The 17,440-nt window shown below is 42.9% G+C and carries 13 protein-coding genes and 1 pseudogene; 3 read left to right on the top strand and 11 right to left on the bottom strand.

The features are described from left to right. Positions 1-16: 16 nt before the first annotated feature. Positions 17-1,192: an aldose epimerase family protein gene (locus AAFF35_RS11910; RefSeq protein ID WP_342332728.1), complete on the bottom strand. Its 1,176-nt coding sequence runs from the start codon at positions 1,190-1,192 to the stop codon at positions 17-19. 279 nt (positions 1,193-1,471) lie between these two features. Between AAFF35_RS11910 and AAFF35_RS11905 the strand changes: the two genes are divergently transcribed. After that, positions 1,472-2,587 (top strand): hypothetical protein, encoded by a 1,116-nt coding sequence (locus AAFF35_RS11905; protein ID WP_342332727.1) that lies wholly within the window; start codon positions 1,472-1,474, stop codon positions 2,585-2,587. A gap of 98 nt (positions 2,588-2,685) precedes the next feature. Here the strand turns inward: AAFF35_RS11905 and AAFF35_RS11900 are convergent, their stop codons facing one another. Further along, positions 2,686-4,164 (bottom strand): PLP-dependent aminotransferase family protein, encoded by a 1,479-nt coding sequence (locus AAFF35_RS11900; protein WP_342332726.1) that lies wholly within the window; start codon positions 4,162-4,164, stop codon positions 2,686-2,688. Positions 4,165-4,241: 77 nt separating this feature from the next. Here AAFF35_RS11900 and AAFF35_RS11895 point away from each other — a divergent pair, with 77 nt between their 5' ends. After that, positions 4,242-4,847 (top strand): FMN-binding negative transcriptional regulator, encoded by a 606-nt coding sequence (locus AAFF35_RS11895; RefSeq protein WP_342332725.1) that lies wholly within the window; start codon positions 4,242-4,244, stop codon positions 4,845-4,847. A gap of 21 nt (positions 4,848-4,868) precedes the next feature. Beyond that, positions 4,869-5,387 (top strand): GNAT family N-acetyltransferase, encoded by a 519-nt coding sequence (locus AAFF35_RS11890; protein WP_342332724.1) that lies wholly within the window; start codon positions 4,869-4,871, stop codon positions 5,385-5,387. On the opposite strand, the gene AAFF35_RS11885 is transcribed toward AAFF35_RS11890, so the two are convergent. From AAFF35_RS11885 to AAFF35_RS11845, 9 genes and pseudogenes are all read right to left on the bottom strand, one after another. After that, on the bottom strand, positions 5,382-7,052 hold the full coding sequence (locus AAFF35_RS11885) for an altronate dehydratase family protein (RefSeq protein WP_342333361.1): 1,671 nt from the start codon (positions 7,050-7,052) through the stop codon (positions 5,382-5,384). The two genes, AAFF35_RS11890 and AAFF35_RS11885, sit on opposite strands and share 6 nt — an antisense overlap. A 48-nt stretch (positions 7,053-7,100) precedes the next feature. Next, positions 7,101-8,471, bottom strand: a pseudogene (locus AAFF35_RS11880) (tagaturonate reductase); the annotation flags it as partial. A gap of 61 nt (positions 8,472-8,532) precedes the next feature. Then, on the bottom strand, positions 8,533-9,564 hold the full coding sequence (gene pelA, locus AAFF35_RS11875) for a pectate lyase (protein WP_342332723.1): 1,032 nt from the start codon (positions 9,562-9,564) through the stop codon (positions 8,533-8,535). Positions 9,565-9,574: 10 nt separating this feature from the next. Next, a complete protein-coding gene (locus AAFF35_RS11870) occupies positions 9,575-11,491 on the bottom strand; it encodes a DUF4350 domain-containing protein (protein WP_342332722.1) in 1,917 nt (638 codons plus the stop codon). Between the two features lie 36 nt (positions 11,492-11,527). Then, entirely contained in the window at positions 11,528-13,198 is a 1,671-nt protein-coding gene (locus tag AAFF35_RS11865; protein ID WP_342332721.1) for a glycoside hydrolase family 28 protein, read from the bottom strand. Between the two features lie 158 nt (positions 13,199-13,356). Next, a complete protein-coding gene (locus tag AAFF35_RS11860; protein WP_342332720.1) occupies positions 13,357-14,964 on the bottom strand; it encodes a glycoside hydrolase 43 family protein in 1,608 nt (535 codons plus the stop codon). A gap of 5 nt (positions 14,965-14,969) precedes the next feature. Beyond that, complete coding sequence (locus AAFF35_RS11855) at positions 14,970-15,914, bottom strand: pectinesterase family protein (RefSeq protein ID WP_342332719.1); 945 nt, start codon at positions 15,912-15,914, stop codon at positions 14,970-14,972. Next, the gene (locus tag AAFF35_RS11850; protein WP_342332718.1) at positions 15,911-16,900 is read right to left on the bottom strand and encodes a pectinesterase family protein; all 990 of its coding nucleotides are present in this window, start codon (positions 16,898-16,900) and stop codon (positions 15,911-15,913) included. The genes AAFF35_RS11855 and AAFF35_RS11850 overlap by 4 nt, the downstream gene beginning before the upstream one ends. Further along, entirely contained in the window at positions 16,900-17,436 is a 537-nt protein-coding gene (locus AAFF35_RS11845) for a rhamnogalacturonan acetylesterase (RefSeq protein WP_342332717.1), read from the bottom strand. Before AAFF35_RS11845 ends, AAFF35_RS11850 begins: the two co-directional genes overlap by 1 nt. Positions 17,437-17,440: the final 4 nt, after the last annotated feature.

The following is a 17,440-nucleotide window of genomic DNA, read 5'->3' as shown; positions in this document are numbered from 1 at the left end:
TGTTTCTTTTAGTTCACTATTTCTTTACAGAGAACCGATAAATGGTTACTGTTTTGTATTCCTGTCCTGGCTTCAATGTTGTTGTCGGAAAAGCAGGTTGATTTGGTGCATCAGGAAAATGCTGTGTTTCCAGGCAAAATGCAGAACGGTGCGGGTAGCTGCTTTTTCCTTTTCCATCATGATCTGCTCCGGTTAGAAAATTACCACTGTAAAACTGAAGTCCGGGTTCCTCTGTTAGAATTTCCATTACAATACCTGTTTTCGGACTACTCACTGTAGCTACTTTCTGCAGACCTGCAGCTTTTCTTAACACGAAATTATGATCGTAACCTTTTCCATATTTCAATTGCTGATTGCTGTCGTTAATCCTGGCACCAATTAAAGTAGGTTTATTGAAATCAAATGGCGTACCTGCAAGTTTTTCTATTTTTCCAGTCGGAATTAAAGTTTCATCAACCGGCGTGTAAGTATCCGCATCAATACTCAACAAATGGTCGGTGATCGTCGAATCTCCTGCTCCATTGAGGTTAAAATAGGCATGATTGGTCAGGTTAACCACGGTATTTTTATCTGTAGTTGCAGTATAACTGATTTTAACCTCATTGTTATCCGTCAGCTCATAGCTTACCTTAACCTGCAGGTTTCCCGGATATCCTCCCTCTCCATCCTTAGAAACATAACTCAGCTCCAAGGTCTGATCATTGATTTTTTTAGCATCCCATACCTGCCCGTAAAAACCACTGGAACCACCATGCAAGGTATTTACACCATCATTCAATTCCAGCTGATAAGCTTTTCCATCTAAACTGAATTTCCCTTTTGCAATCCGGTTTCCATAGCGGCCGATTAAGGCACCGAAAAAAGGTTCTCCTTTTTTCTGATATGATTTCAGGCTGTCGTACCCCAACACCACGTCTTTGAAGCCGTTTTTACCATCAGGAACCCATAAAGACACGAGACGTCCTCCGTAATTGGTGATTACTGCTTTTGCATTATTCTTATTCACCAAAGTATAGAGGTTCACTGCTTTCCCTTTTACTTCCCCCTTAAAGGCTCCGGAATCGGGAACGGACAGGACTGATACAGCCGAGGTGTCGTTGACTGCGGCATTTTTATTTAAGGAACTGGTGCATCCGCTTAAAGCGCCAATAAAAATGAGGGCTAAGCAGGTTGGATAGAGTCTGTTGTTCATACGTTTATATCTATATTTGATCGTATCCCTAATGTAGAAAAAGAATATTAAATGTCAAAATAACATTTAATATCAGCACCTTAACATTGACCGGTTTTATACGATCTGGAATGCAATCGATCCCGGTTACGATTGCGTTAATATTTCCGGCTGACTCCTCTTTTTTTCGATTCCTGACTTTTAATTTAACCGGAACAGTTTCCATAAACCGCCGAACGAGCTGAAATTCGGTTTACTTAATTAACTAACCAAATCATTTAATCATCCTAAAAAATCAACATGAAAACAAACTATTTTCGTTCCTTGGCCATCGCGCTTGCCATGGCTTGTACCTTCCTGAGCTGCGAGAAGGGCCGCGGGCTAATTGCTGATGCGGAGCCTCAGGAAACGATATCCACCGCATCGGGAGTAATCACCGAAGCTACCTGTACCGCGCCGGGATGGGCCTCTCAAAATGGAGGAACTACAGGCGGCGGAGCCGCTACTCCTACCATTGTGAGTACTTACGCCGCTTTAAAGGCGGCTATAGAAAATACCAGTGTAAAAGTGGTGCAGGTTAATGGTACGATCACCATTCCTTCAGGAGGCCGAATTTCCTTACAGGACCAGACAGGGAAAACCATTTTTGGTTCCCCCGGAGCTAAATTGGTGTCGGCAGATCAAAGCAAGAACAACTCTGGTATCATCTACGTTAAGCGTTGCACTAATATCATCATCCGGAATCTTATTTTTGAAGGACCGGGTGCCTATGACGTTGACGGTTGGGACAACTGCACTTTAGATTCCTGCAGTAATGTATGGGTCGACCATTGCGAGTTCAGGGATGGTGTTGACGGTAATTTCGACATCAAAGCCGGCTCTAATTACATTACTGCTTCTTATTGTAAATTCAGCTATTTAAAGGCACCAAAACCGGATGGTCCCGGAGGCTCGGATGACCACCGTTTCTCAGACCTGATCGGATCGGGAGATAATGTGACCAGCGACAGAGGCCGTTTCCGCATTACCTTCGTCCGTTGCTGGTGGGCACAGGGCTGTGTGGCCAGAATGCCAAGGGTGAGATTTGGACAAGTACATATCCTAAACAGTTACTTTAACAGTACAGTAAGTAAATCCTGCATCCAGGCAGGATTTGAGGCAAACCTGCTGGTGCAGTCGAACGTTTTCGAAAATGTTAAGATTCCAATAGACCTGATGGCCAATAATTCCACCGCTGTTCAGGTGATCAATAATACGTTTACAAGTGTCACAGGAAACATTTCAGGTAATGGTGTTACTGCCTTTACACCGCCCTACTCCATCCCGGTGCTGAGCACTTCAAGCGCTAAAACTACGGTAATTGCCTCAAATGGTGCCGGAGCCACCTTATCCGGTAATATTTGTAATTCTTTATAAAACAGAAAAATAAGTATAACAGGAATGGCTCTGGTGGAATGGCTACAGGCTGGATCGTTTTTCGATCCGGCCTGTTTCCTGAACTTACAGAAAGATCATCAGATCAACCCTTTGAGAATTTCCACGCTCCTGATCAATTCTTCCTTTGAAGAAGAGGCAAAGCCCAAACGAATCGCATTGGTTTTATAGTCAGAATATTGGTGTGCTTTGCCATCGGATATGTGCAGTCCTTTGACATACGCTTTTTTTGCCAGGATTTCCAGGTTTACTGATGGATCAAATTCCGTCCAAACGGTCATCCCGCCTTCAGGAACGGTAAAATTTACGCCATTTTTCAGTTCAGTACTTAGCAATTCACAGAAAAGATCACGTCTTTCTTCATATACAGTCAACGCCTTCCTGAGGTAACGTTGTGTGGTGTTATCATTCAACAGTTCGGCCATTGCATGGTCTAAAATGTGGTCTCCCTGCCTATCCAACAGAATCCGAACCCTGGCAAGGTGCTGGATCACATTTTCTGAAGCCACCAGATATCCCATGCGAAAAGCCGGGGAAAAGCTTTTGCCGAATGATCCGCAGTAAATGACCATACCGTTTTCATCGGCACTGGCCAGTGGCAATAGCGGACGGTGTTTATAGTGAAAATCAAAATCGTAGTCATCTTCAAAAATGATGAATCCATATTCATTAGCGAGCCGCAATAATTCTAATCTACGGTCAATCCGGAGCGACACTGTAGTCGGATAATGGTGATGCGGTGTGACGTAAACCATCCTCACCTTTTGTTTCCTGCAGATTTCTTTCAGTTCATCTACAACGATCCCGTATTCATCTACTTTTATCCCGATATGTCTGGCTCTGGCGTGAATAAAATTATGTTCGGCTCTTTTCCAGCCCGGTATCCCCGAAACAATGACATCACCTGGATTAATCAGTGCAGTACAGACCAGGTTAATCCCCATTAAAGTTCCCCTCACAGAAAGAATGTTACCTGCCTTTGCTTTTAAACCCCGCGTTTCATTAAGATAGTCGGCTATCGCTTCTCTGTAATAACCAGGACCAGCAGAATTGCTGTAACTGCCAAATTTATCATATAATCCGCTTCGCGTTAACTGGGTACGGTAAGCCCGATAAAATTCCTTTAATGGCGCCAGTCTGGGATCCGGATAACCATCGTCTAAATGAAGTTCCGTAACAGGATTGTCGAAAGCCTTATCCAGGTAGTTCATCGATGGCATGCTAAAGCCAGCCTTTTTTAATGAAGCAGGTACAAGGCTCCCACCCAGGTTTTCGGGTTCGTGATCTACAATGTGTGAGGAGACGAACGTGCCATTGCCAACGAAGCTTTCCAGCCAGCCTTGTGTCTGCAATTCTTCATAGGCCTTAGCAACGGTAATCCTGTTAATTTTCAATAAGGCGGCAACGTCTCTTGAACCAGGCAATTTTTGTCCAGAGCGTAATTTTCCATTTTTGATGAAGGACAAAATTGCATCCGAAAGCTGCAAATAAAGAGACCTGCCGGAAGAGGAGATGAATGAGATTTCAGTGAAAAGCTGCAGAGAAATTGGACTATTCATTTTATTAATATTGGTCTACAAAGGTAATCCAATTATGGGGTATTTTTGAGGAAACAAAAGGAAGGAGCATTAGTTTTATGTACATACCGAATCAATTTCAGTTTAAGGACGAAGCGGAAAAAATTGCTTTCATGAAGCAATACAGTTTTGCAACGATCATTACCAATAAGGAGCATATTCCCATTGCCACCCAGTTACCATTTTATATAGATAACAATTCAGGTAAATTAGTTCTAAGTTCTCATTTTGCCATTGCCAATGAGCAGGCAAAATACATCGAAGCAAATACTTCTTTAGTCCTGTTCACAGCACCACATGCCTATATATCACCCAGTCATTATGATAAAAAAGAGAGCGTTCCAACCTGGGATTACATTTCAGTGCATGCCTATGGTAAAGCAAAAGTTCTTGAGGAGGAAAGTTCCAAAATCAAGGTTTTGGAAGAGATGATTAGCTTTTATGACCGGGATTACCTGGCACAATGGAACAGCCTTTCCGACAAATTTAAAAAAGGGATGATGAGGGGCATCGTAGCGTTTGAACTGGAAGTAACCGATTTGCAGGGACAGAAAAAATTAAGCCAGAATAAAACCGAAGCAGAGCGACAGCGGATTGTTGAACATCTGGAAAAAACGAACAATAGCGTTGAAAATGACCTGGCAACTTACATCCGAAAACTATAACTTAAGAAATCAAAGCCCATTATGGAATACATTAAAATCAGTAAAGCCTCGATCAGGGAGATCGAAACGATACAGCAAATCGGGAAAGAAACATTTTTTGAGACCTTTGCAGCAAGCAACACTGCGGCCGATATGAAAAAATACCTGGATGAAAATTTCAATCAGGAGAAACTGAGCGCAGAAATTGAGCAGCCGGATTCGCAGTTCTACATTGCATGGGAAGATCAGCGTGCCATCGGCTATCTTAAAGTAAATACAGGGCAGGCGCAGACCGAATTACAGGAGGAAAGCTCGCTCGAAATAGAGCGGATTTACGTCTTAAGTGCCTACCACGGTAAAAAAGTCGGACAACTCCTGTATGAAAAAGCGCAGGAAGTAGCCGGACTATTAAAAAAATCCTCCATCTGGCTGGGTGTTTGGGAAGAGAATCCAAGAGCCATAAAATTCTATACCAGGAATGGATTTGTTCCCTTCGGTCAACACCTCTTTAAAATGGGCGAGGATGAGCAGACCGACATCATGATGAGAAAGAGGCTATAAAGAAACGCCTCTTTTCCATGGGATAAAATCATCCTGATTGAGCAGTACCGATTTTGGAATCACTTCACCACTTGCGGCCCTGATGCAATATTCCAAAATATCAGCCCCCATTTCTTCAATGGTTTTCTCCCCTTCTATCACCGGACCGGTATTGATGTCGATGATATCCCCCATTCGTTTGGTCAGGGCATTATTGGTGGCTACCTTGATCACCGGGCATACCGGATTTCCTGTAGGCGTGCCTAATCCGGTCGTAAATAGGATTAAGGTTGCCCCACTGGCAGCCTTACCTGTTGTTGCCTCCACATCATTTCCTGGCGTACAGACCAGATTTAATCCGACTTTGGTGGCGGGTTCGGTATAATCCAGTACGTCTTCAACTGGCGAGGTCCCTCCTTTCTTTGCGGCACCATTGCTCTTAATAGCATCGGTAATCAATCCGTCTTTGATGTTTCCGGGAGATGGATTCATGTGGAAACCAGATCCTGCATGCTCCGCTGCCTCACTGTAAGCCCTCATCAAATGAATGAACTTCTTTGCGGCTCCTTCCTCTTTTGTGCGGTCGATCAGGTTTTGTTCGGCGCCGCATAACTCCGGAAATTCCGCCAATAAAACTGTTGCACCCAGGGTAACCAGCAAATCAGAAGTATAACCCACAGCCGGATTGGCAGAAATGCCACTAAACCCATCACTACCACCGCATTTCACACCAATATTCAGTTTGCTTAATGGTGCCGGCGAACGTTCTATCTTGTTCGCCTCTACCAAACCTTCAAAAGTCTTTCTGATGGCTTCAGCAATCATGTGCTCTTCGCTCTGCGACTGTTGTTGTTCAAAAATATACAAGGGCTTATCAAAGTCCGGATTTCTTTCCTGCAGGTCATTTCTGAAATCCTGTACCTGCAGGTTCTGACAGCCCAGACTTAAAACGGTCACACCAGCTACGTTGGGATGGTCCGCATAAGCAGCCAGTAATTTGCTCAATACCGCTGCATCCTGCCTGATTCCTCCGCATCCACCCTGATGATTCAAAAATTTAATCCCATCAATGTTTTTAAATGGTCTTTCGTTTCTATGCTCCTCAAAAGATGCCGGTGCGGTTAAGCTGGAAATGTCTGTACCATTTTTAAATGCCGCAATGAGCTCCTGCGCATAGGCTTTGTATTTCGCGGTAACCGCATATCCCAATTCGTTGTGTAATGTCTCCCGAATCACGTCCAGGTTGCGGTTTTCACAAAATACAGTGGGAATGAACAACCAGTAATTTGCCGTTCCTACCCTGCCATCAGCACGATGGTAACCATTAAAAGTACGGCCTTCAAATTTACTCACATCCGGAGCTGTCCAGCTGTAATTATAGGGACGGTATTGATACGGCGCTGCTGCATGTTTCAAATTATCGGTAGTCATCAACGCACCCGCCTGAAGCGAATACTGTACTTTACCTACTAAGGTCCCATACATCAGTACCTCGTCTCCGGCATTCATATCCGTCATGTAAAATTTATGCTTTGCCTGCACATCCTCCAGCAATAAATAAGAGGTACCCTGATATTCCACCTTTTCCCCTGCTTTCAAATCACAGAGTGCCACAAGGACATTATCCTTGGGATGTATTTTTAAAACCTGTGGTTTGTTCCGCTTTCCCAATCCTGCCAATGCCATGGCCATACCCTTTATTTCAATGTCCTCAAATTTGTTTTTAACTGCCGGAATAAATCCGGTTAATGCCATTAAGTCCATGCCCCAGAAACCGGTATCACTCAGTATATTCTGAACATAGTTTTCAGGATCCTGTATTATTTTATCAGCGAAATAAGCCGCCTGGTCATCATTAATGAGGTAACTGGCATTTTGATAAGTACCGTAGTATTTTCCTTCCTTTTGTAAATCTGCCTTCATGAACATCAGGTAAGCAGCAAAGCCAAAGGCAATATTTCCGGGAACATGATTGAACAATTGGTAATGATTTAAAAGCAATGGCAAAATGCGGATCTTCATTTTCATGGTATACTGAAAAGTAATGTTCAGCCACAAATGTGCTATTGAGGGATTTGCGAAACGGTCTTTCACCGTATCGGCAAAAGCGGTAGTTTGTGCTTCAGTTACCGGATAAGGTATTGCCGGAGCAATTTCTGTTGCCATTAAAACGTCGATGTACGTCTTAAGCTGTTCATTTTTCATGGCATTTGTAACGGTATCTATACCAGATAAAAATGCAATTCCGGAACTTAAAATATGTGTACCGTTTAACAGCCTTACTTTTAATTCCCTATATATTTCGATGTCTTCTGCAATGACCACTCCCGGATCAGCCTTCGCGAATGATAAAATTTCCGCCACTTTTTCATCCCCTTCAATCGCCCATAAACGATAAGGTTCTGTCATGGATAACAAATGATCTGTATAGCCCAGTTCTTCTTTCAGTGCCATCAGCATCGCTTCATCCGGCTTACCCGGCACAATTCTATCTACCAGTGAATTACAAAAACGATTATGCTCCTGCAACCAGGAAATAAATTCTTCCTCCAGCTCATTAAAACGGGCCAATTCCAATACAATTTGTCCCAGCTTTCTGCCATTATCAGGAATCAACTCTGTTGCAATGATTACCAGACCTGAATTTTCAGCTGCATTAAAAACCTGATATCTCCTGTACAATACTGCCAATACCTTTGCAGGAAAAGAAAGTGGCGGAGCCTGACCAATTCGCTCTTTTACCAATTGTATACCTGCTTCGGTTGTATTGGAAACGATCAGCTGCAGTGCTTCGGATCCGGCGATGTCCAGGACCTCCTCCCAGTTCCGATTAGCGGCGATGACTCTGCTGATGGCCGATGAAATGATGTTTTCCGATACCGGAACTCCCCCTTCAATACCACGAACGCAGAGTGTATATAGTGAATCCTGCTGATCAAATTCTTCGGTATTATTGCCTGTTGATTTTACGACCACCACACGTCCATTGAAAATCCCCTCGCGGTTGGCTTTATCAATAAAATAATCGGGAAGCCCCCGAAGTAAAACACCGGTTCCAAATTGTAATACCTTTTCAGGAAGTTCAAAGCTGGTTGCAGCAGGCATCTTTATCACCCCATTCGACAGGAGTTTTAAATTTTCTTGAGATAAGATCATTTTCAGTAAATTAAGGGTTGGCTTTTTGCCACTTAGGGAAATCTTTAAGGAGAAGGTTATTTGGCCAAATGCCATACCAGGCATAATTATTTCTTCGTTCGAAGCTGATATCGGCAACATTTGATTTTATAGAATGGTCTCTGTCACCAAAAATGGGTTGGTTGGTTTTGAAATCGTAAAACCTCGCCCAGATGACTGCAGTTGGATCTTCAATGAGCGCCCGGTCCTTTTTATCAGGTAATTCTGCAAATCTATAACCCGTAATTTTTGCTTGCTTAAACCAGTCGACTGCATTGGAAATTGATTTCTTTATCGCAGGTTCCGGGTTTTGGATCCGCATTAAAAACCTGACTACCCCAACCGATTCCGAAGTGCTCAAAGAGGCGGGTTCAAAATTCCTTGCCTTTGCAGGTTTAAATGTATTTTGATCGTATTGGGCAGCCCAAATGCCTGGTTTTCCATTTTGTATGACCTGCGTTTTTAAGATACAATCTATTCCCCTTTTAACCGCATCCTCCGCTTTGCCTGCGAAGGATTTATAGAGTACATCAAAATCATTGCTTTGTGTCGCAATATTTAACATGATGTTCAGCACATTTACCATGGCATCATCATTATAAGTGATTTCTGCTCTGTAAATACTTTGATCAGGATAATACTGGGGCCAGCCGCCATTGGCATACTGAGCTTTCAGGAGGTAAGTTACTCCTTTTTCTGCTGCCGCTAAATACGCTTTGTTAGCCGTTGTTTTATAGGCTTTCACCAGTGCATTGATCTCCCGGCTTGTGGCGCGATTGTCTATGGTTGCATGTTTTTCAGAAGTAGCTTTTATCCTGGCCATTAAAGCTTCATCAATCTGTGTTTCGTATTTGACGACACTGCCATCCCGAAGTTGTTTTGGCCACCCCCCATTGTCAAGTTGATAAACCAGCATTCTTTCTGCGATCAGGTCTTTCCTGACTTCGCTTTGAGCTGCATCCTGTGCGGCCGCACAGGAGCAGAAGCCGATACAGCTTAACGTATAAAATATAATTTTTTTCATTCCTCTCCTATTATAAACTCCCCAACCAGTTCAGCAGGTCTTGCGCTGCTTTGAAATTATCATATACTGCAGGTAATTTCCTCCCATCCAGATATTCATTGTACAACCATGGATCGCCGATCACATACACTGTTCCTTTGCCAAATCGGCTGACCGCCATGACATCCGCTCCGTCCTTGTCTTTCAAGATGGATGTTGCAGGCTCCGAAAGTTTTAAGCTGCTATATTCCTTGATGAACAGATTTTTTGCATTTTTAAACAGTTCATGACCTTCCGGAACCTCCAACTTAGCGGTTTCAAAGTTCCCTGGTACAGGCACTCTGCCTTTGCTGTCTCCGTTAAAAAATACCCCAAATTTCGAAGCGAGACCATTGAAATGTTTAAGCTCTGTATTGCCTGCATCATTGGCCATTAAAACCAGAGTTCCACCAGATTTTACCCAGTCGGCAATTGCTTTAATGTGCACCGTAGTTATAAAATTGGGACTTGGATTTTCTTTCTCGAAATCAGGATCAACAATGATATAAACCGAAGTTTCTTTTAAATTGGCAGTAGCTGGCGCGTCATACAGCGTTTTTGTCTGGAAACCTGCGTTATTAAACAGTCCTGCCCAGAACGAAAATCCGGTATTTCCCTGTTCTTCCCATTTGTAATGCCATGAAAGATCATTTCCAGTCTGGTCTTTTTTAACTTCATTGTTAAAATAGGAATCCAGCATCACGGTTTTACCAAGACCAGGTTTCGGCAGGACTGCAATTTCCATTTCATTAGCGGCCAGCAAAAATGCACCTACTCCTTTTGCATCATTGGTTACCACCTTTTCGCTTAAATAATAAGCGTAGCTTCCATCACGATAAGGTTTGCCACCTAAGCCGGAAACACTTACGGTTCTGGTCAGGTTTACCCGATTTTCATCTACCTTTTCAATAAAGGTATTTTGCATCCCTTCATATCCTTTTTTCGCTATAGAGAAATAAGTACCTGGCAGATAGCCCTTTCTTACTGCCTTGGCGAAAGTATAGACGAACATACCGGAGGCTGAGGATTCAAAATAATTCCCCTTCCCCTGAGGCAGGTCCAGAATGTCGTACCATAATCCCGTTTTCGGGCTTTGTACTTTTTGCACTGCAACGGCAAAACGATGAAGGATGGCCAACAATTCTTTACGTTTTGGATGGTTCTGCGGGAAATTATCCAGAACATCCACCAACGCCATTCCATACCAGCCCATTGCCCTTGCCCAGAAATGTGGCGAACGTCCCGTCGTTTTATCTGCCCATTGTTCTTTTTTCGATTCATCCCACCCGTGGTACATTAATCCTGTTTTGCGGTCTCTGGAATTCTTTTCCATCCAGATAAACTGATTCGCGATGTCGTCAAATGCCTTTTCATTTTTGATCATTGCGGCGTATTCTGCATAAAAGGGCTCCCCCATGTATAACCCATCCAGCCACATCTGATTCGGATAGATTTTTTTATGCCAAAACCCTCCTTCTTTGGTCCGTGGTTGCTGCTGTAACTGATCCCAGAGTGCAGTAGCTGCTTTAAAATATTTTTGCTGGCCAGTTACCCTGTATAAGGTCAATAGTGTGCGTCCGTTTTTAACATGGTCGATGTTAAAATCCGTAGGTTTATAATTAATGATGCTGCCATCTTTGGAAAGATAACGGTCCATATTGTTTTGCATCGCCTTGAAATAGCCCGCATCACCAGTTCTTTTCCAAATGCCTTCCAAACCTTCATACACTACGCCTAAATCATAAGACCATTTTTTGGGAGTTAAGCTTGGTGTCGTACCGGCTGTATCATTCCAAACCGATATGACAGTTGCCGCCATTTTTTCAGCCAGCTGATCCTGAGCCTTTACAGAAAAGGATAAGCCTAAAGTTAAGGCTGCTGCAAAATATTTAACGCTTGATTTTTTCATCAGTATATAATTTGATTTTTATCGGTCATCAGCATATTATTTATTGATCTGCAGTGATTTTTCGGTAGCACCAGCCAGAAATTCATTTTTAGATTTTGCTTTCGAAAGGTCTGTACCTGTTAAAGTGATTCCACTATTTCTATCTCCGCTGATACGGAACAGTAAATCAGCAGAGTTGTAACTGATATTCTTAAAATTGAGTTGATTTCCGTTTTGGATATTGATCAATGGATGGGCATCTGAGATGTACAGATTCACATTGCTTAAACTTATATTTTTTGCTTCCTGAATGTCTATTCCCTCTTTTGCCTTAATCGTCAGGTTTTCGAATTTGATATTGCTGATGCTCAATTCCGGAAGCCCTCTTACAAAAATCGCTTTCGCTGCGCCGTCACAAACTACATTTTTGATGTCAAAATTCCTGAAAACAGGTGTTTCTTCGGTTACCGGCAAAAGGACTACTTTGGGTGCTTCTCTTTTTTCGCCTTTCAAGGGTACCGGATCTACCGCGGCATAATACATGTCAAATAAAATCGCTTCCCCGATGATGTCCTTCATGTTGATGTTCTTGATGAAAATATTTTCCACTACTCCTCCTCTGCCTCTGGTTGTTTTAAAACGAAGGCCAATGTCTGTACCGATGAAGGAACAATCCGATACGAAGATGTTTTTTGCCCCACCGCTCATTTCGCTTCCAATTACAAATCCGCCATGTGCATGATAAACGGTACTGTTTCGGATAATAACATTTTCCGTAGGCATTCCACGCTTTCTCCCCGCGGCATCACGACCGGATTTTATGCAAATTCCATCGTCACCAACATCAAAAGTACTGCCCTCGATCAATACATTCTTACAAGACTCAATGTCTATACCGTCACCATTTTGGGCATACCATGGGTTTTTAGCATAAACATTTCTCACCGTCAGGTCTTCGCACATCAAGGGATGAATGTTCCAGGCGGGTGAATTCTGGAACGTTACTCCTTCCAGTAGAATCCGTTTACAGGAAGTAAAAACCAATAGATTTGGTCTTAGAAAATCTTTGATGGACTGATAAAACTCCGGTGTTTTATCCGGTGTGATCTCTCCAGGATTTTTCAATTTTGATCCCTTGAAATTCTTTTCAGATGGATGCCATATCTTTTTATCCTCCGATACGATTCCACCTGAAGAAATAAGCTTGTTCCATTGACTTTCCGTCAGCTTTTCTTTCTTAACCATTCTCCAGGCATCTCCGGCTCCATCTATAATTCCTAAACCTGTAATGGCAATATTTTGCTGATTTGTTGCCCACAAGGGCGACTGATTACGCATTTGAGGTAGACCTTCCCAATTGCTTGCCACCAAAGGGTACTGGTCGAAATCACTACTAAACTGCAAAATCGCATTGGCCTGAAGGTGTAAATTGACATTGCTTTTTAATTCGACCGGACCTGTCAGCCACATTCCTTTTGGTACCAGAACCACACCACCACCTTTTTGATGACAGGCGATGATTGCATCATTAATGGTTTTTGTATTTAAAGTTAAGCCGTCATTTTTTGCACCATATTTAACAATATTAAAAGTGTCTTTCTTAAAAGAAGTTTTGGCAATGACCGGAAGGTTATTAAAAGAATAAGGTGTTCCATTTTTAGATTGGGCATTTGCACAAAATGAGGTGCTTAGTAGAAATACAAAAATTGAAAATATAATCTTTTTCATGCTCGTCGATACTTTATATTGGTTTGTTTTAGCTGATGTATAATGGCAAGTCTACATAGTTTTAGTATAGGATAAAACCTTTTGACTGAAAATAACTACGCAATCGTTGCCATTCTATTTGCGGTTGAAATTGTCTGAATTTTTCATGGAGATCCCGGTTAATAAACCCTGAAATAATCGAAATCTGAATAGCCGGAATCATTGGTTTGCTCTGTCCTGACACAGAACAAACCGACTTTTGCGCCAATCCATTTCCCCTGTTCCGCTTCGAAAACATCATTTACCTTAATAAAGTCAGCGCCGTCTGTACTATAGCTAAACTGACATTTTGCGCCTTCGGTCACGATTACGCGAAAAAAGACCTCCTTTCCGTTCAGCTTAGTCAGAATTTGCTCCTTTTCTGTCGCCCCTTTCTGTGCGTTCTTACAAGTGGTATAGACAATATAAACCCCATCTTTTTTACTTTTCAGAGCAATATTTGCATAGCTCATTCCCATAATGATCAATCCTGTTTTTTCATCCTCAAGTTTTACGTTAGGGTTAAAGCTCAACTTTGTGCTCACCGTAAAGGTGCTGGCAGGAAACTTTTGCAGGAGTAAGTTTGGAACATCCCAATAATTTTTGGCGCTATCCGGCATTTTAACAGAAAACAGACGTAATGTTCCCTTTTCAACATTTCTGAACGACCAGGTTGCTCTTGGGTTGGCCTGCCACTGCCATTGTAAACTTAAATCTAATCCGTTAAACTCATCACTTTCCTGTGGTGTTATCCTGGTGGATTTTGGCGTATTCACTGGCTTACGATAAGTTAAAACAGGTTCACCAATGCCATCCCCATCCAGGTCTGTTCCCATCACCGGCCAGTTGTTCAGCCATTTCATCGGTTGCAGGTGAACAACACGGCCATAAGCTCCTTTGTCCTGGAAGTGCAAAAACCAGTCTTCCCCTGCAGGCGTATTTACCCAGGCTCCCTGATGTGGCCCATTAATTGTCGTTTTTCCCTGATCCATTACCACTTTCCTTTCGTATGGACCATAAATGTTTTTCGACCTCAAAACCAATTGCCATCCCGTAGATACGCCGCCTGCAGGTGCAAAAATGTAGTAGAATCCGTTTCTCTTATAAAATTTGGGGCCTTCAATCGTAGGATCCAGTTCATGTCCATCATAGACCAATTGCCCTTCATCAATTGTTTGATCTCCGGCAGCATTCATTCTTTTGACCACGATAATTGTCTTTATTCCCGCCCTGCTTCCTGCATAGGCATGAACCAGGTAAACTTTACCATCTTCATCCCAAAGCGGACAAGGGTCGATCAAACCTTTACCTGCTTCTACTAAGACCGGTTCAGACCAGGGTCCTTTAGGATCTGTAGCCTTGATCATATAGATTCCGAAATCCGGATCCGGGTAATAGATGTAAAATTCCTTTTGATGAAAACGGATTGCCGGTGCCCAAACGCCATTTCCATGCTGTGTTTTTGAGAAATGTTCAAATGGAGTTTGTCTTTTCAGGGCATGTCCGATGATTGTCCAGTTCACAAGGTCCTTAGAGTGTAAAACAGGCAGTCCCGGAACCGCATCAAAGCTGGAAGAGACCAGGTAATAGTTATCGCCGACGCGAATGGCATCGGGATCTGAATAATCCGCATCGATTACCGGGTTTTTATAACTTCCGTTCCCTAAATCAGGTAACCAGGTCTTAGAAATCTGGGCCTTCACCGAAACAGACCAGCAAATGATCAAAGTAAAGAGTAGTAGTTTCATAGGTGTTATTTCGGAATCCAGGCAGTGGTTCCTTTAAAAATGTTTGACCATGTATATTTTTCGGCTTCCCTTTTACTGAGCTGTTCAGACCAATCCACGCGGCGTTCTTTTACGAAACCCGGACCGTAAGAACCATACTCTGCGTAGAACGCGGTTTTATGGTTCTCATTTTGATTCCAGACCTGCCATCCTTCGGGCAAAATATGTGCGCCCATTTCGGTATTGATCCAAACTGTTTTTGCATAAGACCGCCATGGCCTGCCGAGGTATACTTTTTTAATCGCCGGTGCTGCAGTTAATCTGCAATTGAGAAACACAAATCCGAAAGGCTGTGCTTGCGTTGTGGAAGCTGCTGTGATGTAAGAATTCTTCTTGCTATGAATGACACAATTTTCAAAAATTGCCGTTGCAGCCCCGAAGATGAAGTCGGTGGTCCCCTCGATATAACAGTTGAGATAATATTGCCGGCTGGTATCTGCCGAAGGGAACAATGTATCCTGGTTACCTATAATTCTGCAATTTTTAATCTGTGCCCGATCCCCGCTGACCTGGAGGGCCACAGCCTGACCAACTGGTCCGGAGGCATTCTCGAACGTTAAGTTCTCGGCTGTAAAATCATTTCCTGCTACCCAAACCGTATGCGAATTATAGGTATTGATGCCATTCTTTCCGGAAAAATCATCATAAGTTATGATACACTGAGTTTGATCTTCACCGATTAAAGAAATCTTCGGTTTCTGTGCAGGGATGACTAATTTTTCTTTATACACTCCCTTCTTAATGTAAATGGTCACTGGAACTTCCGACCAATCTCTTACCGCATTGACCGCTTCCTGAATGGTTTTAAAATCACCTGTCCCATCCTGTGCCACCTTAAATGATTTTGGAAAAGGCTGTGCTATTGCCGCAAAGGCCACAAAAATCCACAATAAGATCAGGCTCATCTTCATGGTCTTTCAGTTTTAGTATGCTGAGGATTCCAACCTCTCAGCACTTTGATTAAACTATACTCCAGAACTTCAGCCTCATTTAACTGATGCGACCAGATTACCCTCTTCTTAGCATTAGCCCCTTTCCCCCTGCTTTTATATTCCGCATAAAAAGCGGTTTTCTCATTGCTTTCTTTGCCCCAATTGTTCCATCCTTCCGGCCGGATCATGCTCCCCAGATCGCAATTGATAAAAACTACTTTAGCGTAAGGGCGCCAGGGTCTTCCTAAATAAAACGAATTTTCGGGTGCCGTTCCGGTGATTTTACTGTTGTAAAAAACGTAGCCATACCGGGAAGTATCAGGCGATGAAGAGGCGGTAATGTAGCCTCCCTGTTTACAGAAGATCTCGCATTCGTTAAACACCGCAGTGGAGGCGCCAAAAATGAAATCTACCGTTCCTTCAATATAACATTTATCATAGTACTGCCGACTGCCATAACCATAGGTATACAACGTATCCTGAAAGCCCAACATCCTGCAATTGGTAAACTTAGCCTGATCTCCTGCAACAAATAATGCTACGGCCTGACCTACCGGACCCGCCGTATTTTGAAAAGTGATGTTCTCGGCGGAAAACCCATTGCCATAAATATAAGTGCCCGAAGATCCTGAAGTGCCCTTTTCTTCGCCGAATATGTTCTTCTTTTGTGCCCAGTCGTCGTAAGTCAAAATGGTTTTATCAACACTTTCGCCAATGATCTTAACCATATTTTTAGTAGCGCTGAGGTTTAATTTTTCTTTATAAATTCCATTTTTGATAAAGATCGTGGTGCTTACTTTTCTAAAATCGGGAACAGCATTGAAGGCTTCCTGAACGGTCCTGAAATTACCGGTACCATCTGCGGAAACCACAAAATCGTATCGGTTCAGGGGATGTTCTTCAGCACTGAGCCTAAGCGCGAAGCAAACAAAAACTAAGAGCAGAATGAGCTTAAGTCTATTCATTATAATTTGGTCATTTCGTTAAATACCAGCGTTGCAACGGTGATCGCCCCTTCTTTCTGAAAATGGGTATTGTCCTTTTGTCCCCCGGGATAAGCCGGATATTTTCCTTTTTCAAGATTCATAAAATATCGGCTGCTGACTTCCGCTTCGCCCTTAGCGGTAAATGCAGCGATAGAAAGCTGTGTCAGGTCGATCAATTTTACCTTTAATTCCATGGCTACTGCCCTAACCGCAGCCGGATATTCACCATGAGCATTACTCAGGCGGCCATCTTTCCAGGGATAATTTCTATTTACAGGAGTGATTAAAATTGGAATTGCTCCTTTTTCCCTGGTTTGATTGACATACAGTCTTAGGAATTCCTTATACCCTGTGATATTGACGTAGCGTTCCGGCTTGTTCAGTGCTGCATCATTATGCCCAAACTGAATCATGACGATGTCGTTTTTACGTAAAGCTTTATGAACTTCCGCCCATCGGCCTTCTTCAAAAAAGGTACGTGTACTTCTCCCACCTTTTGCCTTGTCCAGAATCAATACC

This window comes from Pedobacter sp. FW305-3-2-15-E-R2A2, from assembly GCF_038446955.1.
Lineage (GTDB): Bacteria > Bacteroidota > Bacteroidia > Sphingobacteriales > Sphingobacteriaceae > Pedobacter.
This window is presented reverse-complemented; position numbering and strand designations above follow the sequence as displayed.